This is a genomic window from Fibrobacter sp. UWB1 (assembly GCF_002210325.1).
GTDB lineage: Bacteria > Fibrobacterota > Fibrobacteria > Fibrobacterales > Fibrobacteraceae > Fibrobacter.
The window spans coordinates 64,053-84,723 of the sequence record NZ_MWQL01000009.1 but is presented as its reverse complement, the minus strand read 5'-3'; the positions used below and the strand labels follow the sequence as shown (position 1 = coordinate 84,723).

Genomic DNA, 20,671 nt, shown 5'->3' with positions numbered 1-20,671 from the left:
TAATTAAGCCTGTACAAGACACCAAAACATTCTTTTCTTGACATAAATGTACAGGCCAAAAAAAACAAAAACGTGAATTAGCCTGTACGTAGCAATTTTCAATGGCATAAAAGAACTCCCACACAAATACAAAAAGGGCCGCATTGCTGCGGTCCCTTTTTTCGCTTTTAAGCGAGAATTATTCCACCGTGATGAGGGTGACGGTGCGCTTGCCGACCTTGATCGGCTTGCTCACGTCAACACCCTTCTTGGCCTTCTTGGACGGATCGTTTGCCCAGCCTTCCTTCAGCTTTTCGGTGCTGCGGTCGAGAGTCTGGACAGTGGCCTTGCCCTTGAAGCCAGGAATGTTCAACTTGAGTTCGTAGTCGCTGTACGGGCTCTTGTTGATCACGAGGAGGCTCTTCTTCTTGCCGTTTTCGGTGTAGTAGGTCGTAATGAGCGATTCCTTGTCACCGGAGATTTCGGTCTTGAGGAGCTTGCCGCGGAGAGCGTCAGAGGCCATCTGGAATGCCCAGTAGCTCGGACGCGGGCAGTTCATGCATTCTTCTGCAGAACGAGTCAGGTAACCGTAGTCACCGCCTTCCGGAGTGATGTCGTTGTGGATATCCCAGTACTGTGCGTTGTCCACGTTTTCGGTGGCCAACATTGCGAGGTAATCAGCAACGAACAGACCGTTTTCGAGAGCGATGGTCTGCGGACCCGGGTTGAAGTCCACGGAGTTCCATTCGGTGAGCCAGAGTTCGATCTTCTTGTCCTTCTTGAAATGGCTAGTCCACTTGTCCACAACCTTATGGAGACGGCTGTAGATAGGAACGAGGTCCTGCGGAGCAGAGAGGAGTGCGAAGTCGTTTTCTTCACCGAAGTGCTGCGGATAGTGGTGAACAATGAGACCGTCGGCAATGTCGCCGGTTTCCTTGAGCACGTTGTCGTTCCACTGGCCATCGAGCACGCCGAGCACGGCCACCTTAATGGTCGGGTCAACCTTCTTCATGGCTTCGATGAACTTACGGGCGCGCTTACCATAAATGGTACCGCCGTCCTTACCATACTTTTCATAGTACGGGTGCCAGTTACCATAGACTTCGTTACCGATTTCCCAGTAAACGATGCCGGCCTTCTTGTCGATGTTCGTGTGCTTCACCCAAGCGGCGGCTTCCTGTTCGGTGCCGGAACCGAAGTTCACAGTGAACATGGCGTTAGAACCAGTCTTCTTCAACCAAGCGAGGAATTCGTCGGTATCGACCATCCAGTCGTGGTTGTCGAGAATTTCCTTCCAGTGGTCGTCATCGGCACGGAGACCACCCGGGTAACGGATGATGCCGTGGTTGATGCGCTTGGCGTATTCAGCAGTCTGAACCTTGAACTTCGGATTGTCGAGCATGTCGCCATCCCAAAGTGCAGCGTTGATACCGAAGAGGCCGCCCGAGATGTTCGGGTTGATCACGTCGCCGGTACCCTTGACTTCAACCTTCACGAGAGCCGGACGGGCTGCAGCCTTGACTTCCTTCTGGTTGGTGAGCTTGATGTTGTCAATTTCGAAGCTACCGTTAGAACCTTCTCCACCCGGTTTGAAGTCGAGAGAGACAACGCCCTTGAGGTCGAACTGACCGTTTTCCTTGGCGTTAGGCGGCTGGTAGTACGGGAACTTGGAGAAGGTGCGGAACGGCACGATCACCGTGGTGCGACCGCGAGGTACACCGGTGTTGGAAACGAAGAGTTCGTTTCCGGCGTCGCCGATCTGAACCGTAATGGACTGCCATGCACGTTCGGAGTAAACGTCGAACATGATGCCCCAGTGGTTCGTCCAGTCACGCTGCTTGGCGTCGTGAGCGGCAGTGTTCTTGGTGAAGTCAAGAACGAAGTCCACCCAGTCGGACATTTCGAAGTGCTTGATGTAAAGGCTGTTGCCGTCGAGCTTGGAGCTCTTGTACGGCATTTCGATTTCGGCCTTGGACTTCGGACCGAAAGACGGTTCCCACTTGTCCTTGGCGAACTTGCCTTCGAAGTCAGAAATCACGACATCCGGAGCCTTGGACTTCCAGTTATCCCACTTGATATCCGGGTCAACCCAGTCGATATTTTCGGTGAAGGTAATCTGGTCCACAAAGATGGTCACAGGAGCCGGCTTGCCCGGTTCGCCCTGGTTTTCACCCTTGCCCACAGAGAAACGGATTTCCTGAATCTTGTTCCACTGCACGTCCTTGGCAACTTCGGCCTGCTTGTTAGCGTCCCAAGCCTTACCCTTGTCGCCGAACTTCTTCAGAGGAATCTTGACGAGCTTCCAGTCCTTGCTGACCTTGGAGCCTTCGATCCAGTCGTTCAGGCTGATCTTGGTCTGGCTCTTGATGTCATTACCCTGGTTGTCGAGGATACCCACGTAGACCTTTTCGCCACCGAGCTTACCCTTGATCCAGAAGTAGAGACCGCCCTTGTTACGCACCTTGGAGAGGTCAATGAACTTGCCTTCGCCAAGAGAGTAGGTCACGCCGGACCAGTCGTTGTTATCGATGTACAGGGCGAGCACATTCGGGTTGCCCTGAGTCTTGGAATCAGCTTCGCGCTGGGCAGAGAGACCACCGTAGCTGTAGCTGAAGCCCTTGAGCTGGTTATCGTAGAACGTACCGTTCTTGACAGGCTTAGCCTTGCCGTCGAGCTTTTCGGGGTTCTTCGGGCCGTCAATGACGTCGTTGTTTTCATCCCAGTAGACAACCTTCTTCTTCGGAGCGGCCTTCTTGTTGCCCTTCACGATTTCGATGTTGTCGACCCAGATTTCAAAGTCAGAAGCGCCGCTCTTGTCGATAGAGAAGCGAATTTCTGCAATCTTGTCCCAGTCGATACGGGCCGGGAATTCGGACTTACGGGTGTTGTCCCAGTACAAGCCACGGTCCGGGAAGTCCACGAGAGGAATGGAAACCTTCTTCCAATCCGTCGTCACGGCACCGCCCTGGATGTACTTGTTCATCGGGAGAACGACCTGAGTCTTCTTGCCGTCAGAAACTTCTTCGTCCAAAAGGCCGACCTTAACGGCTTCGCCACCCTTCTTGCCCTTGATCATGAATTCGAGCTTGGAGTCGAGCATGAACTTATTGAGGTCGAAGGTTTCGTTGTACAAGCAAACAGAAGCGCCCGAATATTCGCTCGGGTCGAGCTTGATGTTCAAGGCTGCCTTAGACTTGTAGCCGCCGTCCTTAGTAATGGTGATACCTTTGCTCTTGCCGCCGTAAGCGTAGTCAAAGCCCCCCGGACGATACTGTTCGTCGAAGAACTTGTAAGGAACTACACGCGGAGCTTTCGGCTGAGCCATTGTAGCCGTGACACCGAAGCCGAGAAGGGCGACGGTAGCGGCAGTCAATGTACGCTTCATCATATGATCGTGTCCTTTTTTTGTGTTTTTTAGTTTGATTTTGAAATTAAAATTTTCGCGTTCAAAAAGGGAGCACGCGACTTAAAGTCGCGTTTACAGATTGAACCGCTTAAGTAATTACTTGGCTTCCTTCAGGAGCTTTTCAACCAGTTCCGGGCTGAAGCGATCCTGACGCTTGCCGTTGATGTAGAAGTTAGGAGTCCCCTGCACGCCGACTTCGGTACCGAGCTGGAAGTCCTTGTCGATACGGGCATTCATGGCAGAATCGAGAACCATGTCCTTCTTGAACTGTTCAACGTTCAAGCCGACCTGCTTGGCCACTTCGACATAGATGGAGTCACCGAGTTCGCGGCTATGCGGAGCGAGCGCGTAGCGGTATTCCCAGAACTTGCCCTGCTTGTGTGCTGCGATAGAAGAGGCTGCTGCAGAGCGGGCGTTGGAGTGGAAGCTGAGCGGGAAGTGCTTGTACACGAACTTGATCTTGTCCGGATACTTTTCGTTGAGTTCCTTCATGACCGGAGCGATGCGGGAGCAGTACGGGCACTGGAATTCGGTAAATTCAACAATCGTGAGCTTCGGGTTCTTGGTGTTGCCAAAGACCGGGCTGTCTTCGTCGGGAATGTCCCAGACCTTGTTGTCCGCTTCCATTTCGGCGCGGGCCTGTTCCAGGGAGATGCCACGCTTGTCGAGAGCGTACTTGATGATTTCGAATTCTTCCTTGACCTGCTTGAAATCCTTTTCGAGGTTGTCAAGCCTAGCCTGCTGGTTGAACGAACCGCCGGCGGAAGCCTGATTGCAGGCAACGAGACCAGCGAAACATACTGCGAGAGCAACAATGGGGAGACGTTTCATGTTTTTCCTTTTTGATGTTAAAAAATCTGGGCAAGCACAATACTCGCCTATGTAAGGGAAATATATAAAAAGTAGGAAGTAGGCAGTAGGAAGTTGGAAGTAGGAAGTGGTTAGGAATGTATAATGTGAGATGAAAGTTGAGTCATCTCCAAAGAAGATAATTCAACTAAGTTTTAGGGATTATGATTTAGAGTCCATAAACGTAAAACAAAATAAACAAAAAATGTGACGAGAAATGTGAAATTAGTCATTCCACATTCCACACTTCACATTAAACATTTCTACTACCCTTGCGAGGTGGCAGCGAATGTCAGCTTTTCGTAGTTCTTGATGGCAAGGTTCAAGCGGTATTCATTCGGGAACAGGCAAACGAGGTTGCGTTCCTTGTCCATCATGCAATCCATCGCATATTCTTCGGCGAACTTGGCCACATCGGCTTCGGGGCCCGACACCCAGCGGATTCCGTGAGCGGGCACGCGGTCCAGCGACACGTCGGCACCATATTCGCTCTGCAGGCGGAACTTGAGCACGTCGAACTGCAACTCGCCCACCACGCCAATCACAGGAATAGCGGACTTGAGCGGTTCGTACAGCTGAGTTGCGCCTTCTTCGCTCAATTCGGCAAGGCCCTTCGCCATCTGCTTAGACTTAAGCGGGTTCAAAAGCGTTACGCGGGCGAAGTGTTCCGGAGCAAAATCCGGGATGCCGGTAAAGTTGATTTTTTCGCCGTCGGTCAAGGTATCGCCGATACGGAACAGTCCCGGGTCGTTAATACCCACGATATCGCCCGCCCAGGCGTGGTCGATAACTTCCTTGTCTTTCGCGAGGAAGGCGGTCGGGGCGGCCAGGCGGATTTCGCGGCCTGTGCGCACGTGGTAAACCTTTTCGCCACGGGTAAAGCTGCCCGAGCAAATGCGCAGGAATGCCGTACGGTCGCGGTGCTTGGGGTCCATGTTGGCCTGAATCTTGAACACGAACGCGCTGAAGGCATCTTCGTCGGGGCTCACCGGGCGCTTGTCGGTTTCGCGCACCATCGGAGGCGGCGCAAGCTTTGCAAAAGCGTTCAACAGCTGACGCACGCCGAAATTGTTCACCGCAGAACCGAAGAACACGGGGCACATTTCGCCCTTCAAGAACTTTTCGTGGTCGAACGGGTCCATGGCGCCAGTCACCATTTCATATTCTTCCTTGAACTGAGCGACCCAGTTTTCGCCGCACATTTCCACGAGGCGCGGATCGTCGGGGCCTTCCATCTGGATGATTTCCTGATGGCCTTCTTCCTTATTGAAGGTGTGGAAGGTATTTTCGGCAATAGAATACACACCCTTGAACAGCTTACCCACGCCAATGGGGAGCGTAAAGGGGGCGACCTTGATTTTCAAGATGCTTTCAATTTCGTCGAGCAAGTCGAGCACGTGGCGGCCATCCAAGTCCATCTTGTTGATGAACGTGATGATCGGCGTATGGCGCATGCGGCACACGTCCATGAGCTTGATGGTCTGCTTTTCCACACCGTTCACGCTATCGATAAGCACGAGGGCGGCATCCACGGCGGTGAGGGCGCGGTAGGTGTCTTCGCAGAAGTCCTGGTGCCCCGGGGTATCAACCAGGTTGAACATGCAACCTTCGAACGGGAAATTCAGCACGGAACTCGAAACCGAAATACCGCGCTGCTGTTCAATCTTCATCCAGTCACTCACCGTGTAGCTGCGGTTCGCCTTGGCGCGCACGTGACCCGCTTCGCGGATGACGTTTCCGTACCAGAGGAACTTTTCGGTGATGGTGGTTTTACCTGCGTCAGGGTGGCTGACAATGGCAAAAGTGCGGCGTTTTTCGATTTCGGAATTCATGGCGCCAAATATAGAATAATGTTAATCAATTAAACAATGCTGATTCTGGCTCAAGGCCGGAATGACTTGCAGGCAAAAAAAGAAAAACCGCCTCGGGGTGAGACGGTTTTAAGTGGATGATGCAGGGGTCGAACCTGCGACCCGCTGATTAAGAGTCAGCTGCTCTACCAACTGAGCTAATCATCCATTGTCGCTTAGGACGCGCACAATAATAGAATTAAAATGGTCCGCTGTCAAGGGGTGAAAACGCAATTTTTCAAAAAAATTTCCCATTTTTCAGAGCCGAGCGGTCATCTGTGAGCCACAAGCGACTCGTATTAACGAGTCGTGTTGGCGAGAGCGAGGCGATATCACAATTTTATTTAAGCGATAGAGCCGAGCGGTTTTTTATCTATGATGGTACGGGTGGTTCTGCATGACCATCTGGACTCGGTAAAGCTGTTCCGCGAATAGTACGCGGGCGTGGTCATGGGTAAAAGTCAGCGGCGAAAGCGACAGGAGCAAGTCGGCGGTCTTTTTCAGATTCTCGTCGATGCCGTACGCCGACCCGATCAAAAACACGATATTCCCCGGAAAACGGTCACGCAAGGTGTCCGACAGCTTGACCGTGTCCATCAGCTTGCCTTCTTCAGACAAAATAACGCGCTTGTATTCCGACTTCGGGAATTTCTTGTCGAACAGGGCCGCCTCTTGGGCCAGCGCCTGCACGCGGTCGTCTATCTTGGATTCCTTGAGTTCCACGACTTCGAGCGGGAACACTCCCCCACGCAAACGCTTCGCATACTTGTCGACCTCGTCGGCAATAAACGGCGAACCCGCCTTACCAAAAACTGCTAGAACCCATTTCATTGTTTAGTAGGAAGTTAGAAGTAGGAAGTTGGAAGTTGGAAGTTTTATGTTTAAGAGTAAAAGTAGGAAGATCCTGTCTACCGTCTACTTCCTACTGTCTACTATTTACCTGCCCACACTGAGGCGGTCGATGAGGAAACTTGGCATACCCGCTTTTTTCATGCGTTCCTGCGTCTGGTACACGTCGTAGTCCACGCGAATCAGGCGCACGCACTTGGTCTCGGTATCGAGCAGGCACCAGCAAGAACGCGGGTCGCGGTCGCGCGGCTGGCCTACGCTGCCCACGTTCACCAGCAGGCGTTCCGTGTCCTCGATAGTGTATTCGTATTCGTCCAGAATCTTGGGGATGGCGTTCGGGCGACTCGCCACAATCACCGGACTGTGCGTATGGCCCACAAAGCAGTAGCGGCCCTTGAAATGTTCAAAGGCGTCGAGGGCGTCTTCGAGCTCGGTCACGTACACCCAGTCCGCGGGCGAAAGCGGAGAGGCATGCACAAAGCAAATATCGTTTTCTTCGCAAATGTACGGGAGCGTCCTCAAGAACGAGACGGATTCGTCGGACAAATGATTCTGGGTCCATTCAATCGCCTGCTTGGCATACGGGTTGAACCCGGCGCTGGACTCGTGCTTGATCGCCACGCTGTCGTGGTTGCCGATAATGCAAATGTCCATATTTTCGCGAGCAAGACGAACGCATTCGTCCGGATCGGCACCATAACCCACTAAATCACCAAGACAAACTTTCCTTTCGACGTTGTTGTCTTTCATAGAAGCAATGACCGCTTCAAAGGCAACCGCATTCGAATGGATATCAGAACAAATACCGTATAGCATGGCTGTAATATAGTAATAAAACGAGTTTTGCTTTAATACAAAAATAATATCAAGCGCCCTACTCCCCCCAATCACGCACCTCCGCCCCGTTATAAAAATTTTACAAGTAGGAATGGTATCCAAAAGCGTCAAATAAGCGTGTATAGAAGAGGGACTCCCCCTATAAAAATGTTTAACCATTGCAGGATATAAAAATATATCCTATATTTAAAGGAGGCTACATGCCCAATTTGCTCACTATTTTCGGCCTAAGGTTTTTCTTCTATTCTCGAGAACACGAACCCGTTCATGTCCATGTAGAAAGCAACGAAGGTCTTGCAAAGTTTGAAATTCAAGGAGGAATTGTTAAACTTGTAGACAGCAAGGGAATGAGACACAATGAATTGAAACTCGCAGAATCGATTGTAGAAGAAAACAAGGAACATTTTGAAAATGAATGGGTCAAGTATTTTAAAAATCTGGAGTAACAATGTACCGTGAAGACATTGAAAAAATTGAACCGGTAAACGAAGGGCTACGCCTTACCGCAAAAGACGGGCGTACTGCAACACTATTTTTTGCAATGTTCGACCGTTTAAAACAGGCTTCTCCCGAACAGAGGCTTGATTTTAGAATGTCCTTTGGCGGACTCCGATGGGAATCCCTTGACGAGGATATTTCTTACGACTCCATTTTCGAACCTGAAAATTTTCCGCTTAGACTATCTACCGCACTAAGGCCCTTAAACATGTCAGAAGTCGCCCGCAGACTAGGGATTCAGCAATCCCTTATGGCCGCATATATGAACGGTTCAAAGCACCCATCACCAGAACGTCAAAAAATGATTTGTGACGAAATCCATAAAATCGGTCGAGAGCTGCTAGAAGTCTAGATTAGATTGTCTATATTTGCACATGAGTTTAGTTTGGTGGGATTTTTATAACCGGAGGTCTTCTGTGAAGATTTTTAACGCATTGCGCAAGCGCATAACAGCATCAGCTCAGCCATGTCAGTCTGCAAGCAGCCTGCCGCGGCATTCGCTTCGCATGTTATTGGCTCTGTCCATTCTCCTGGCCCTGCTCGCAGCATGTGGCGATGAATCCTCTTCTTCTGTTTCGCCGGAACCGGGCGACGATTCTTCGTCTTCTGTCATCCCCGCCTCGAGCGGGGATCTCCAATCCTCGTCTTCTCAAAAGAGTTCCGGCAAGGACAAGTCTTCTTCCTCGATTGAAGAGAAATCCTCTAGTTCTGTAAGTGGCAAAAATAGTAGTTCGTCTGTGGTTGAGTTGAGTAGCAGTGGTGAATTCCATCTTTGTGAAAATGGCGATACTTTAATATCAGAGGGCTTAAAGAAAATAACGTATTTTGAATGCGTGAATAATGATTGGGTTGTTAAGTATATCATTCGCAAGGATTCCCTTGATTCTCTCGCTGCAATCGAGAAAAACAAGGAACATCCGAATATGGATAGCTTGTTTGCCGGCTACAAGGGTGAATATTTTGAATTTGAAGATCCGCGTGACAACCGAAAATACAAGTATGTGGAGTTTATTTGGCACTCCGAGGACGGCAAGAGTCGGGATACTTTTTATGTGATGGCTGAAAACTTGAATTATGGCAAAATGGTGTTGGGTGGTACGACAAAGTTTGATGACAAGGTTACTGAGAAATTATGCTACGTAGACGATGAATGGTTCTGCGACAACCATTTTGGCGGTCTTTACTCCTGGGCGGAGGCCATGAATTTGCCGAAGGTTTGTGATTCTGTTGCCGTGGATAGCAATGAAGCCTGTAAGAGTTTTGCCGATGCTGTTAAAAAGGTTAGCGACCCCCGTGTTGTACGCTGGCAAGGCATTTGCCCGGAAGGTTGGCATATTATGACTCAATACGAATGGCAACACACTACAGATAATTCAAGTTATTTGCGCTCTAAAATTCTATGGGAAGAAAACGCCGGCTTGAATGGTTCGGGCATGTCGATTATTCCGACAGGAAATGGGCGTGTTGGTATTCACGAGTATACGTATATGTGGTTACCTGCTGCAGAAGATATTTCTGCCAAAAGTGTTAGCATTTTGGGTGTTGCATCTGAACAGCACACTGTAACATGGAGTAAGGTTGCTTTCCAATCTATCCGTTGCGTAATGGATGCGAACAACACTTTGATTCACTAATAACTTAATCACAAAAATTTTAAACAAAAAATTAGGACGTGAGGGGCATGTCCTAAGGAGGATCTATGTCTAAAAACAAGAAATCTATGAAGAATTCCAAGAATCGCGTTAATAACTACAAAATTGAGAGCCTTGAACCACGCTGAGGCGCAAGCGCCTCCCCTGCGGCTCGGATATGAAAACAGGTGGGCCTGTTTTCGCATCGCTCGCCTTGCCGGTAATGATGATGTGCGCTGATTCGGTCATTGATTTGACCTTGAATGACGCAAATCCATTTCACATTCCACACTCCACATTACAATCCGGGGTTTTTAAGGGGTGTCCCCTTAGGCGAGGGGGTGCTGGAAGACTTGCCTTGGATTCTATCGCTTCGCTCCAGAATGACAGGCTTCGCTCAGGGTGACAACAAGGCAAGGCTGCAAGCAGGGGGAAACTTCCCCCATCTACAAACCGTTCGGCTCTATCGCTTCAAAAAAACTATGACATCGCCTCGCTCCCACCTAAAGGTGGCCATGTACACTAAGGCAACAAGTTGCCAAGTGTCCAAAGGTCGCCTACACGACTCGTTAAGACGAGTCGCTTAAGGCTCACACTAAACCATAAGGCAACATATTTTTATATTGGCACTCCTTCGGAGTGCATATAGTACGGCTCGGATATGAAAACATGCGAGCACGTTTTCGCATCGCTCGCCTTTTGCTATATTTGGGCGCGTATGGAAATGATTCAAGACAAGCTGAAGGTCAGCATTGCCTATTCCTTGAAGGAACGCACCGGAAAGATTCTCGAAGAAGTGCCCGCGAGCTACCCGTTCGTGTACATTCACGGGGCAAACAACATTATTCCGGGGCTTGAAGACGCACTGGAAGGCCGTCACTTGAATGAAAGTTTTAGTGTGGATATTCCGTTTGAACAGGGCTACGGCCCCTACCGTCCCGACTTGGTGATGGAGGTCCCGAAGGACGAACTCCGCGAGGTGGGCGAAATCTGGCTCGGAATGGAGCTCGAGATGTACATGGACGAGGACGTGCGCGAATTCCAGCTACCGGAGACGGCAGACGAGTTCGTGGACGGGCTGAATCTGGACGACGACGAGGAATCCGACGGGATTTACACGATCAAGGAAATCAAGAAGGACACGGTGGTCGTGGACGGGAACCACCCCTTTGCAGGAAAGGACCTAACTTTCGACGTGACGGTGGTCGCCATCGAGCAGCCGAGTTTTACCGAGCTCGAAAGCGGCTACCCCGACCGCGAAGAAGATTTTGACCATTTTGACGACGGCTTCGACGGGGCCGACGGCGAAGATTTTGACGACAACAACCACAACAGGAGATGGCGCTAATGGCATCGATGGACGAACTCAAGAAGGCTGCAGGCGTTCGCGCGGCAGATATGATCAAGGACGGCATGACCGTGGGTCTTGGAACGGGTAGCACCGCCGCCCACATGGTGAACCGCCTTGCCGAGCGCATCAAGACAGAAGGCTTGCATGTTGTGGGCGTGAGCACGAGCTGGAGCACCACGCTGCAATGCCGAAGCCTGGGCATTCCGCTCAAAGAAATGGGCGAAGTGAGCCACCTTGACATGGTGATTGACGGTGCAGACGAAATCGACGACCAGCGCAATTTGATCAAGGGCCGCGGGGCTGCCCACCTGCTCGAAAAGATTGTGGCCTCGATGACGGACAACTACGTGATTATCGCGGACAGCGGCAAAAAGGTGAACAAGCTCGGCGAAAAGTTCGCGGTACCGCTGGAAATCATTCCGGGCGCAATCGCCGTGGTGACCGAACGCGTGAAAAAGCTCGGCGGCGACTTGAAGGTGCGTATGGGCGCTCCGGGCAAGGACGGTCCGGTGATTAGCGATAGCGGCAACCTGATTGCAGACGCCAAGTTCGGCATTATCGAAGACGCCGACAAGCTCGCCCGCGACCTGGAACACATCGTGGGAATCGTGGGCCACGGGCTGTTCGTGGGCATGGCGACCAAGGTGATTCTCGCCGACGCCGAAAAGGGCCTCGTGGAATTCTAAGCGACGGAGTTTTGGCAGCGGAGTTTAGAGAACATTCGCCGCCGACCCCTGAAAACAGCGAAAAACATTGATTGTACAGGCTAAAAGATGTCGATGGACTCTTTTGGCCTGTATTTTTTTTGGGGAAAGAGGTACTTTTGGGGTGGTACGATGTGGCAGTACAGGTTATTTGCACAATATAATGAAATTAAACCTGTACGCTGCCCGCAAAATACTATTAATTTGTATAAAATCATTGAAAATGTACAGGCCAAATCGCCCCAAAATTCCTTTATAGCCTGTACGCCCCCTCAAATCACTCCGTCGCCCCTCCCAAAAAACAACTATACACACCCCCCAAAAAAAATCTTTTTTTCACGAACCACAGTTCGCTTTGAAAAAAGCGAAAACCTCCGGTCGATGACCGGAGGCTTTCAATTTCGCGCTAGCGCGTGCTCAATTAGTCTTCGTCGGCGAGTTCCGGAGCCTTCTTGATCACGTTGCGGCGGCCGTAGCGGACCTTGGACGGATCGAAGGTGGTTTCGACGGCTTCGACTGCGGGTTCAGCGACAGGTGCTGCAGGAGCAGCAACCGGAGCTTCAACGGCAGGAGCGGCCGGAGTTTCAACCGGAATACGCGGAGCGAGCGGGCGGCGTGCTTCGGGAGCGGCGGCCGGGGCGGCTTCGACGGCGGGAGCAGCTGCGGGAGCCTGGGCTTCGGCAGCTACGTTCTGAGCTTCAACGTTCTGTTCGCGGCGGCCTTCGCGGCGGTCGCGACGATCGCGGCGGTTGCCACGGTCACGCTGTTCATTACGGTCGCGAGCAGGCTGCTGCTGTTTGTCGGCAGCGCGATTGTCGCGATTTTCCTTAGCAGGACGGTCCTTGCCATTGTTGTTCTGGCGATTTTCCTTGCGTTCACCGCGCTGAGCCATTTCCTGTGCGCTGATCGGGCGACGGGAAGCCGGCTTCAAGTTCATGTCCGGGGTGAGCTTCTTGAAAATCGGGGTACGAAGCATGGTAAGGAGCTTGTTAACCTTCGTGAGGATAACGATGCACAGAATCACTGCAACGAGTGAGAGTGCGAGTGCGATGTATTCCATTCGGGGCACCTCATAAGTAAGGGTTGACCGCAGGTGCAGGCTGGAAATAAACCCGCAGGCGGTGTGGCTGGTTCGTGTTTGTGTGTGCTTAAAGCCATCTTACTAGCGCCTCCTGAGAGGCTTGACGGCGATAAGGTTTCGGGCAAATTGGGCCAGCGAAACATTAAGGGGTCGCTGCCGCGGCAGCAGACCATGGTGAGCCACGGGCGCAAATATAACAAAACTGTTAAATAATTGGGGATTGATAGTTAAGAAACTCCCCCCAAAACCGCTCCGCCGATGGCGGTTAGGGGTGCATATCCAGCTTTTCCAGCGATTTTTTGACCGAATCGCCGTAAGCGGTCAGAGAATCGAGATTTTTCTGCAACGAATCTACCTGGCCCTGGAGCACAGCATTTTCAGCCTTCAGGCGGTTCATTTCGGCCTCAGCCGCCTCGTCGGTACAGGCAGAAAGCGAAAAAGCGGACAAAAGGGCAAAGAAAATTGCAGACAAAGTAACCATTCGATTCATGCAACAAATATAATAAAACTTCCTACTGCCAACTGTCTACTGCCTACTGCCAACTATTATTCTATCTTTCCCCACATGAATTCAATCGCGCAGATAACGCCGGAACTGCTTTTACCGGTGGGAACCCGTGAAATGCTCGAAGCAGCCGTGAACAACGGAGCCGACGCCGTATACTTTGGAGTCCCCCACTGGAACGCCCGCGGCCGCACCGAAGACTTTACGTTTGACGACGTGCGCGACATGATCCGCTACGCCCGCATTCACGGAGTGCGCACCTTCTTGGCCATGAACGTGCTTGTTTTTGAGCGCGAGCTGCAAGAATTGCCTGAATTCCTCGAAAAAATCATTTCGCTTGAACCCGACGCATTCATTATCCAGGACATCGGTCTTGCCCGCCTGATTCGCGCCATTTGCCCGAACCAGGAAATCCACGCCAGCACACAAATGACGCTTGCTAGCGCCGAGGGCGTGAATCTGGTGAAATCCATCGGATTCAACCGCGCGGTACTCGCCCGCGAACTTTCGGTGAAAGAAATTGCCGCCATCAAGGCCGCCACCGATCTCGAACTCGAAGTATTCATTCACGGGGCGCTTTGCGTCAGCTACTCGGGCCAGTGCCTGACCAGCGAAAACTTCGGCGGCCGCAGCGCGAACCGCGGCCAGTGCGCCCAAAGTTGCCGACTCCCCTACCGCATTTTTGTGGACGGCAAGGAATTCCGCGACACCGACGCCCAATACCTCTTTAGCACCCGCGACCTGTGCGCCCTCCCGAAGCTCCCCGAACTCGAAGAAATCGGCGTAAATTCGCTCAAAGTCGAGGGTCGCCTCAAGAGCCCCGAATACGTCGCCGCAGTATCCCGCGCCTACCGTAAGGCGTTGAACCGGATTCCGCTTGACGCCAAGGACATGGAACCGCTCGAAGTGCTATTCAGCCGCGGGCTTACCACCGGTTGGCTCGACGGTGACAACCACCAGGAGCTGGTGAACGGCACCTTCAGCAATCACCATGGTATGGTCCTCGGGCAAGTCGTGAAGGCAGACCGCGGGCAGATTATTATCGGTCTCGACAGTGCAATCTCCGACGCCGGCGAAAACGCTTGCTACCCGCAACCGGGCGACGGCATTCTGTTTGAAAATGCGGCTCTCGGCGTGAGTATCGGCAGCCGCCTCTACGCCGCGCAAGTCACGCATTTACCGCACGCGAAGCGCGGCGACCCCAAGCTCCTGAAGCTTGAATTCGGGCGTGATTTCGATACACGCCAGATTGCAGTGGGCATGCAAGTTTACCGCAACGACTCGCCCGCGCTTGAACGCGAGCTGCGCAAGACTTTTACCGACCGCGAACAACTCGCACGCTTGCCGGTACACATGACGCTTTCAGGAAAAATCGGCGGCCCGCTCAAGCTTTCCGTTTACGACACGCCGAAAAACGCCGTCGAAGTCGAGGCCGATTTTACCCTCGAAGAAGCCCGCAACAAAGGAAACGATGCCGACAAGGCGCTCCGCGAACTTGCCCAAAAAGAACTTTCGGGCCTGAGCGCCACAGCCTACCAGCTAAAGCATTTGGACATTCAAGTGGACCGCGGCGCATTCATTCCAGGAAAAATCCTCCGTACGCTCCGCCAGGCCGCCATCGAAAAGCTCGACGAAAAGCGCACCGAATGGAAGGTTTTGAACCCGAGTGCAGAGGCCGGCAAAAAATTCTTGAACGAGATCCGCGACAAGTTCAAGTCCGGCGCAGCTAGCAGCGGTGCACCTGCCGCCAACGGCACAACTTTTGCAAAGACTGTCAGCGACTCCAAGCGTCCGATTATCAGTGTCCTTGTCCGCAATCCCGACCAAATTGCAGCCCTCAAGGGCCTCGATATCGACCGCGTTATCATGGATTTCGACTGGGGCGTCAAATACGACGAATCCCTGCAGCAAATTCGCGACCTCGGCTTTGCGGCGGGCATGGCGACGCTTCGCATCCACAAGCCGGGCGAAAGCCATTACCTCAAGAACATCTTGCGGCTTTGCCCGGACTTTGCCCTGGTGCGAAACCTGGGGGCGCTCTCGATCCTTAAAGAAAGCGGGATTCCGCTCACCGGCGACTACAGCCTGAACGCTGCCAACAGCGCAAGCTACGACTGGCTCCTCTCGCAGGGGCTAACCACGCTCCACCCCTCCTGGGATTTAAACAGCACGCAACTCTTCGACCTTCTCGAAAACATCGACGGAGAGCGCCTCGAACTTACGCTGCACCAGTACATGCCCGCCTTCCATTCGGAATACTGCGCCTTCGCCCGCGCGCTTACCACGGGCCGCCGCTTCCCCGAATGTGGCAAGATTTGCACCAAGCACAAGGTGGAAATTCTGGACCACAAGGGCGAACGCCACTTTTTGCAGAGCGACGCCGAATGCCGCAACACGCTCTTTGTGGGCAAGCCACAATCGGCCCTCAAACTGCTCCCCCGCCTCCGCACCGCAGGCGTAAACCATTTCCGCCTCGAAATGCTCACCGAAGACGCCGAAACCGTGCGCCGCAAGGTGCTCATTTACACGCAAGCCATCCAAGGTAAAATCTCTATCGAAGATGCCATCCGCGAAGCGGGCATCCAGGAAAAATACGGTCTTTCCGAAGGCCAGCTCTTTAACGAAAGCACCTGGCAAGACCGCAAGAAATAACTCACTTGCGCCTTAAAAAGAAGCCCCGCCGCACCTAGAATTGGCGGGACTCCCCAACTGAAAATTCGCCATCGGGTGGATAGCAAATCGCCGACATTCGCCGGCGAATCAAAAATAGTCTTCAAAACTTTAAAAAAGGAACTTTGTACCGAATCTTGCAAACAACTGTTTGCAAAATGCCTCTTTTTTTACAATCAGGAAACATTTAAAGCGGCGGAAGCCTACTTTTTCTTGGCGCGGGCAATCGCTTCTTTAGCAAGTTTATCTACAAGCTCGTTCCACTTGACGCCGGTATGGGCTTCAACCTTTTCAAAACTTACTCGGTGCAAATATGGCTGGGCTGCCGCCACATAGCGTTTTGCGATATTGCTCTTTGCCTGCCATTCACCCTTGGCCCAGCGGGCAATGCCTTCGTAGTCGTGGCAAATCACGCCGCTCTTGTCGTTAGCATCGAGCCAGCGCATCGCCTGAAAAGAGGCCATGACTTCGCCGTCAATATTTCGGCTTTCGGCATCGAATGCCGTAATGCCGGAACCGCGGGCGATTTCCTTGTCGTTTTCGGTGACCACGAACGCCCAGCCCGATTTCGGGAAATTCAGCGAAAAAGATCCGTCCACAAATACGCGGATTCCATCGGGTACAGGTGCCTCCATTCCAGAAATCCAAGCCTCGGCCTCGGCACGCGAACCGAATGATTTAAAAAGTACACCCTTGACACCATGGGTCAGTTTTTCGCACTCAGCCCACGTCATGACGATTTTGCTTTCGTTCGGGGACTTTATCGCATAGAATTTCTGTTTTGGCATGGCCCAAAATTAGTATATTATACAAAAAAGTGCATTGGAGTTTAAGTGAAACCGTCACCGTATTTTGCAGATCGTTTACGTTATTTTTTCAAGCGTTTTTACAGTCCCGAAAAACTGTACCGCTGGTTTTTGGATGTAGCCGGAGATGACTCCGGAGAGTTCAACTTCCCGGCCGCGCTCCAAGGGAACCCAAAGACCGTCGTATTCCTTTCACGTGACATCGACAAGTCGACTGCATTTGTGAAAGGAATGCCAGACTCCTTCTTCAAGAACGCACTCCTTTGCTCCCCCGACACAATGCAGGTGCTGGTCTCGGCCAAACGTGCCAACGCAATCTACTATACCGAGCTTGAATGCCGCTATGGTGAACCGGCCTTTGAAGAACTGCAATACAAAATCAAGGATTTTGGCCCACAAGTTTGCATTTACCTTGGCGAAGTTTTTTGGCCTACACTGTACCTGGCAAAGAAAAGCGGCGCAAACTGCCGCATCGGGTTTACGGAAGAACATTGCTTTCCGTTCCTGAACGTATGTCTGAAGCCCAACAAGATGAGCGAAGCTGCCCTGATTAGTCAGTACTACGGGGCCAAGTAATGCAAAAGGGGTTTCCCACAATTATCACCGAAAACGGCGGGTATGCGGACCTCCACATGCACACCAAGCTCTCGGATGGTAACCTTTCGGTCGAAGAACTGCTCACCCTTTGCAAGCGCAAGGGTCTTCGTTGCATTTCCATTACCGACCACGACAACCTGGACAGCTATAACCTGGCTGTAGAACCCGCCAAGGAAATTGGCCTCGAAATCATTCCCGGCATCGAAATTTCAGCAGTGTGGCAGGGCAAGGATATCCATATTCTAGGCTACTTTTGCGATCCGACGAACCTCGCCCTGAACATGGAACTACAGGATTTCGCGAAACAGCGAGTCACCCGTGCGAAGGCCATTATCAAAAAATTGAACGCCCTGGGTATCGACATTACCTACGAAAAGGTCGTAAGCTACTGCAAGGGTAAAGTCATCGGCCGCCCGCACATTGCCATGTCCATGGTCGACGAAGAATACATTTCGAACTTCTCCGAAGCATTCACCAAATATTTAGGTGACGGCTGCGTAGCCTTTGTCGAAAAGAAGGGGCTGAACCCGCAACAGACTATCAAGCTCATTGAAAACGCCGGTGGAATCGCCGTACTCGCCCACCCCTACAAGTCGGGCCTTTCCGACGAATTCATCGAGAACATGGTGGAATGGGGCGTACAAGGGATCGAAGTCTACAGCCCCGCCCAGAAGGGAGCTGTCGGCCGCAAGTACAAGGAAATGGCCCAGAAATTCGGCCTCGTGGGCACCGGCGGTTCGGACTTCCATACCGAAGCTGGCGCATACCCGCCCAACTGCATGAAAATGCCTTACTCCGTGGTGAACGCCCTGCGCGAACGCCGTGAAAAGCTGAGAGCGGAATGGTACTAAAGAGAGTAGGAAGTAGGAAGTAGGAAGTAGGAAGTAGGAAGTAGGAAGTAGGAAGTAGGAAGTTGGAAGTTGGAAGTGGTTAGTGATGTAGAATGTTTAATGTGGAATGTGTGATGAATAATGATGAATTAAAAAATAAGAATGATACGAGATTGTTCTTTGTTCGTTGTTCATTGTTCATTCTTCTTTTCTTGGCGACATCCCTATTCGCAGAGCCGATCAAGCCGGATCCGTACAACCTCCCGAAAGCGCAAGATTCCGTCTACAAGACTCCCTGGGGAATAGACCCCGCCCCACGCGAAACCGACGCCGGCCGTTGGGTACTCCCCCTTCGCGGACTCATGCAGCGCACCTACGACATCTCCGGCCAAAAATCCGAATGGGTGCTCGGCACCTCGATTCTTGGTGCGCCAGAACTGGATGCCGACTTTTTGGGCATGGGTTCGATCCAGACCCGCTACCCGAGCAAACTTGCAGGACTTTTTACCACACGGCTAGGTTACGATGCTACGACCCTCGGGCTGAACGGTGAAAACGGAATTCTGACCGAAGAACGCAAGGGAGTCCCGGTCGACACGCCCGTGACCAACCTCAACTGGGAACGCCCCGCCTTTGGCGGTAACGCATTGCGCCTAGACTTCCGCAGGCTCGTGACCGATTCCGTTTCGCTCGAATTCGGACTCGCCAGCCATTCCGACGTCGATTCCAAGGAATACAGCTACCAGAACGTGACTCACTCGCCCTACTTCGCCATGGGCCGCGACTCCTCGCAAATACCCTTTGGCGGGCGAAATATCGCCATGAACAGTATGCACATCCAGCCAATTCTCACCTGGAGATTCGGATTCGGTAAGGCATTCGCTAAATTGAACTACATAAACCTTCGTAACGCCGACAACACGAACCACAAGGTTCTGCTTGACACGCTCGACAAGGCGGTTCGCACATTCCAAACCGACCCCTACGTCATCGAGACACACACCTTCGGCTACGGCGGCGGAGTCGAATTCTACCCCACCCGTAAGCTTACCCTTTCAACTGATTTCCAATACACCGAACACGATATCGAACTGGATTCGCTCGGCCGTATTTTCAGGAAAACGCACGAATACACTGACACCTTGGGCAGGCAACTCGTCGATTCGCTCTTCTACGACACCGTGCGAACCACGAATTACCAATCGATGCTCGGAAACTTCGGCATCGCCTACCACACCATCTTCAATCCGGCTATCAAGTTCAAGTACGAATTCCTGAACACCGACAACACGAGTGCAAACGACACGACGCGCACTTACTACCAAGACCGCGAAGTCGGCTACCTGGAACTCAAGGACACCCTCTGGAACAAGTTCCTGTTCCGCACGCAAACGGGCTTACAGCGCAACAGTTCCGTACGCGATTCCGTCGATATAGCTCCGGCCTACTCCGCCGACGTACTCGCTTTTTTGCCGTACCACCTGCGTGCAAGCGCCGGCTGGCGACACGACAACAAGTTCCCCGATGTAGGCCAGCTCAAGATTGACGAAACAGGCCGTCTGGCATTCCACAGCAAGGACCTCAAGTACGAAGAACGCGACCGCTATTCTTTCAATTTAGGCTACCAGCAGCGCGAAGTCTTTTACGGGCTCGGCCTCCGCTACGAAAACGTAGACAACCTGATTAAGCCCCGCTGGGTCAAGCGCGGTGCCGTCGACTCCACCGACGCCATCGACGACGTTTACACCTGGAGCAACATCGACAACGTGAACAGCCTCGACTGGATTCTGCAAGTCGGCTTCAGGCTCGGCAACTGGAAATTCTACCTGGAACGCGGCGAAACGCTCGACCGCAGTTTCAAGCTGATTGACACGCCGGAACTCTACTACAAGGGCTCCATTCACTGGCAGAACCGCTTTGTGCAAGACCGCCTGGGTGTGAGCGTGCGTGTGGACTGGCAGTGGTTCGGCGAACGCTACGACTGTACGATTGGTGAACACGGCGGGCCCGAACTGGAGCTCATGAAAAAGTACTTGGCGCTCGATTTTGAAGCCCGCATGCAGATTCTTTCGTTCGAGCTCTACACCCGAATCGAAAACTTCAACCACAGCATTTACATGCCTGCTAGCGGCTACACGCCCGAGGGTCTGCGCTTCGCCTACGGCATCGTGTGGAGCTTCAAGAATTAAGAATTCAGATTTCGGATTTCAGAGTTAAAAAACAATTCC

Annotated in this window: 17 protein-coding genes and 1 tRNA gene; 9 read left to right on the top strand and 9 right to left on the bottom strand. The window is 52.2% G+C overall.

Annotated features, from left to right (window positions below; translation table 11 throughout):
• Positions 1–178: 178 nt before the first annotated feature.
• The 6 genes from B7988_RS08650 to B7988_RS08625 all read right to left on the bottom strand — a co-directional run bounded on the left by B7988_RS08650 (position 179) and on the right by B7988_RS08625 (position 7,749).
• Positions 179–3,367: a carbohydrate binding domain-containing protein gene (locus B7988_RS08650; RefSeq protein ID WP_088657597.1), complete on the bottom strand. Its 3,189-nt coding sequence runs from the start codon at positions 3,365–3,367 to the stop codon at positions 179–181.
• 114 nt (positions 3,368–3,481) lie between these two features.
• The gene (locus B7988_RS08645) at positions 3,482–4,216 is read right to left on the bottom strand and encodes a thioredoxin domain-containing protein (RefSeq protein WP_073054510.1); all 735 of its coding nucleotides are present in this window, start codon (positions 4,214–4,216) and stop codon (positions 3,482–3,484) included.
• 284 nt (positions 4,217–4,500) lie between these two features.
• Entirely contained in the window at positions 4,501–6,066 is a 1,566-nt protein-coding gene (locus B7988_RS08640) for a peptide chain release factor 3 (RefSeq protein WP_073054311.1), read from the bottom strand.
• Positions 6,067–6,179: 113 nt separating this feature from the next.
• A tRNA-Lys gene (locus B7988_RS08635) sits at positions 6,180–6,252 on the bottom strand.
• Between the two features lie 201 nt (positions 6,253–6,453).
• Positions 6,454–6,915, bottom strand: a complete 462-nt coding sequence (locus tag B7988_RS08630) for a 23S rRNA (pseudouridine(1915)-N(3))-methyltransferase RlmH (RefSeq protein WP_088657596.1) — start codon at positions 6,913–6,915, stop codon at positions 6,454–6,456.
• A gap of 105 nt (positions 6,916–7,020) precedes the next feature.
• The gene (locus B7988_RS08625) at positions 7,021–7,749 is read right to left on the bottom strand and encodes a metallophosphoesterase family protein (RefSeq protein ID WP_088657595.1); all 729 of its coding nucleotides are present in this window, start codon (positions 7,747–7,749) and stop codon (positions 7,021–7,023) included.
• Positions 7,750–7,970: 221 nt separating this feature from the next.
• Here B7988_RS08625 and B7988_RS08620 point away from each other — a divergent pair, with 221 nt between their 5' ends.
• The 5 genes from B7988_RS08620 (at position 7,971) to rpiA (ending at position 11,936) form a co-directional block, all read left to right on the top strand.
• Complete coding sequence (locus tag B7988_RS08620; protein WP_073322789.1) at positions 7,971–8,216, top strand: DUF4160 domain-containing protein; 246 nt, start codon at positions 7,971–7,973, stop codon at positions 8,214–8,216.
• 2 nt (positions 8,217–8,218) lie between these two features.
• On the top strand, positions 8,219–8,620 hold the full coding sequence (locus B7988_RS08615; protein WP_073322787.1) for a DUF2442 domain-containing protein: 402 nt from the start codon (positions 8,219–8,221) through the stop codon (positions 8,618–8,620).
• 64 nt (positions 8,621–8,684) lie between these two features.
• Positions 8,685–9,902 carry an FISUMP domain-containing protein gene (locus B7988_RS08610; RefSeq protein WP_170930594.1) on the top strand — a complete coding sequence of 406 codons (1,218 nt, stop codon included), beginning with the start codon at positions 8,685–8,687 and terminating at the stop codon, positions 9,900–9,902.
• 715 nt (positions 9,903–10,617) lie between these two features.
• Complete coding sequence (locus tag B7988_RS08605; RefSeq protein WP_088657593.1) at positions 10,618–11,247, top strand: peptidylprolyl isomerase; 630 nt, start codon at positions 10,618–10,620, stop codon at positions 11,245–11,247.
• On the top strand, positions 11,247–11,936 hold the full coding sequence (gene rpiA, locus B7988_RS08600) for a ribose-5-phosphate isomerase RpiA (protein ID WP_249268924.1): 690 nt from the start codon (positions 11,247–11,249) through the stop codon (positions 11,934–11,936). The genes B7988_RS08605 and rpiA overlap by 1 nt, the downstream gene beginning before the upstream one ends.
• A gap of 439 nt (positions 11,937–12,375) precedes the next feature.
• On the opposite strand, the gene B7988_RS08595 is transcribed toward rpiA, so the two are convergent.
• Both B7988_RS08595 and B7988_RS08590 read right to left on the bottom strand, forming a co-directional pair.
• Entirely contained in the window at positions 12,376–13,014 is a 639-nt protein-coding gene (locus tag B7988_RS08595) for a hypothetical protein (protein WP_088657591.1), read from the bottom strand.
• 286 nt (positions 13,015–13,300) lie between these two features.
• Entirely contained in the window at positions 13,301–13,525 is a 225-nt protein-coding gene (locus tag B7988_RS08590) for a hypothetical protein (protein WP_141225612.1), read from the bottom strand.
• Between the two features lie 75 nt (positions 13,526–13,600).
• Between B7988_RS08590 and B7988_RS08585 the strand changes: the two genes are divergently transcribed.
• Entirely contained in the window at positions 13,601–16,192 is a 2,592-nt protein-coding gene (locus tag B7988_RS08585) for a U32 family peptidase (protein WP_088657590.1), read from the top strand.
• Positions 16,193–16,413: 221 nt separating this feature from the next.
• Here B7988_RS08585 and B7988_RS08580 read toward each other — a convergent pair whose 3' ends face one another.
• Positions 16,414–16,998 (bottom strand): ribonuclease H family protein, encoded by a 585-nt coding sequence (locus B7988_RS08580; RefSeq protein ID WP_088657589.1) that lies wholly within the window; start codon positions 16,996–16,998, stop codon positions 16,414–16,416.
• Positions 16,999–17,043: 45 nt separating this feature from the next.
• Here B7988_RS08580 and B7988_RS08575 point away from each other — a divergent pair, with 45 nt between their 5' ends.
• From B7988_RS08575 to B7988_RS08565, 3 genes are all read left to right on the top strand, one after another.
• Positions 17,044–17,592 (top strand): hypothetical protein, encoded by a 549-nt coding sequence (locus tag B7988_RS08575; protein ID WP_088657588.1) that lies wholly within the window; start codon positions 17,044–17,046, stop codon positions 17,590–17,592.
• Positions 17,592–18,464, top strand: coding sequence for a PHP domain-containing protein (locus B7988_RS08570; RefSeq protein ID WP_073322771.1), 873 nt, complete (start codon positions 17,592–17,594; stop codon positions 18,462–18,464). The genes B7988_RS08575 and B7988_RS08570 overlap by 1 nt, the downstream gene beginning before the upstream one ends.
• Before the next feature lie 113 nt (positions 18,465–18,577).
• Positions 18,578–20,632: a hypothetical protein gene (locus B7988_RS08565; protein ID WP_088657637.1), complete on the top strand. Its 2,055-nt coding sequence runs from the start codon at positions 18,578–18,580 to the stop codon at positions 20,630–20,632.
• Positions 20,633–20,671: the final 39 nt, after the last annotated feature.

What these genes read in the sequence shown, in the direction of transcription:
- B7988_RS08565 (WP_088657637.1), top strand. Translation starts at nt 18,578, where the DNA reads ATGAATAATGATGAATTAAAAAATAAGAATGATACGAGATTGTTCTTT.
- B7988_RS08640 (WP_073054311.1), bottom strand. Translation starts at nt 6,066, where the DNA reads ATGAATTCCGAAATCGAAAAACGCCGCACTTTTGCCATTGTCAGCCAC.
- B7988_RS08625 (WP_088657595.1), bottom strand. Translation starts at nt 7,749, where the DNA reads ATGCTATACGGTATTTGTTCTGATATCCATTCGAATGCGGTTGCCTTT.
- B7988_RS08580 (WP_088657589.1), bottom strand. Translation starts at nt 16,998, where the DNA reads ATGCCAAAACAGAAATTCTATGCGATAAAGTCCCCGAACGAAAGCAAA.
- B7988_RS08645 (WP_073054510.1), bottom strand. Translation starts at nt 4,216, where the DNA reads ATGAAACGTCTCCCCATTGTTGCTCTCGCAGTATGTTTCGCTGGTCTC.
- B7988_RS08615 (WP_073322787.1), top strand. Translation starts at nt 8,219, where the DNA reads ATGTACCGTGAAGACATTGAAAAAATTGAACCGGTAAACGAAGGGCTA.
- B7988_RS08605 (WP_088657593.1), top strand. Translation starts at nt 10,618, where the DNA reads ATGGAAATGATTCAAGACAAGCTGAAGGTCAGCATTGCCTATTCCTTG.
- rpiA (WP_249268924.1), top strand. Translation starts at nt 11,247, where the DNA reads ATGGCATCGATGGACGAACTCAAGAAGGCTGCAGGCGTTCGCGCGGCA.
- B7988_RS08620 (WP_073322789.1), top strand. Translation starts at nt 7,971, where the DNA reads ATGCCCAATTTGCTCACTATTTTCGGCCTAAGGTTTTTCTTCTATTCT.
- B7988_RS08590 (WP_141225612.1), bottom strand. Translation starts at nt 13,525, where the DNA reads ATGAATCGAATGGTTACTTTGTCTGCAATTTTCTTTGCCCTTTTGTCC.
- B7988_RS08630 (WP_088657596.1), bottom strand. Translation starts at nt 6,915, where the DNA reads ATGAAATGGGTTCTAGCAGTTTTTGGTAAGGCGGGTTCGCCGTTTATT.
- B7988_RS08650 (WP_088657597.1), bottom strand. Translation starts at nt 3,367, where the DNA reads ATGATGAAGCGTACATTGACTGCCGCTACCGTCGCCCTTCTCGGCTTC.
- B7988_RS08570 (WP_073322771.1), top strand. Translation starts at nt 17,592, where the DNA reads ATGCAAAAGGGGTTTCCCACAATTATCACCGAAAACGGCGGGTATGCG.
- B7988_RS08595 (WP_088657591.1), bottom strand. Translation starts at nt 13,014, where the DNA reads ATGGAATACATCGCACTCGCACTCTCACTCGTTGCAGTGATTCTGTGC.
- B7988_RS08585 (WP_088657590.1), top strand. Translation starts at nt 13,601, where the DNA reads ATGAATTCAATCGCGCAGATAACGCCGGAACTGCTTTTACCGGTGGGA.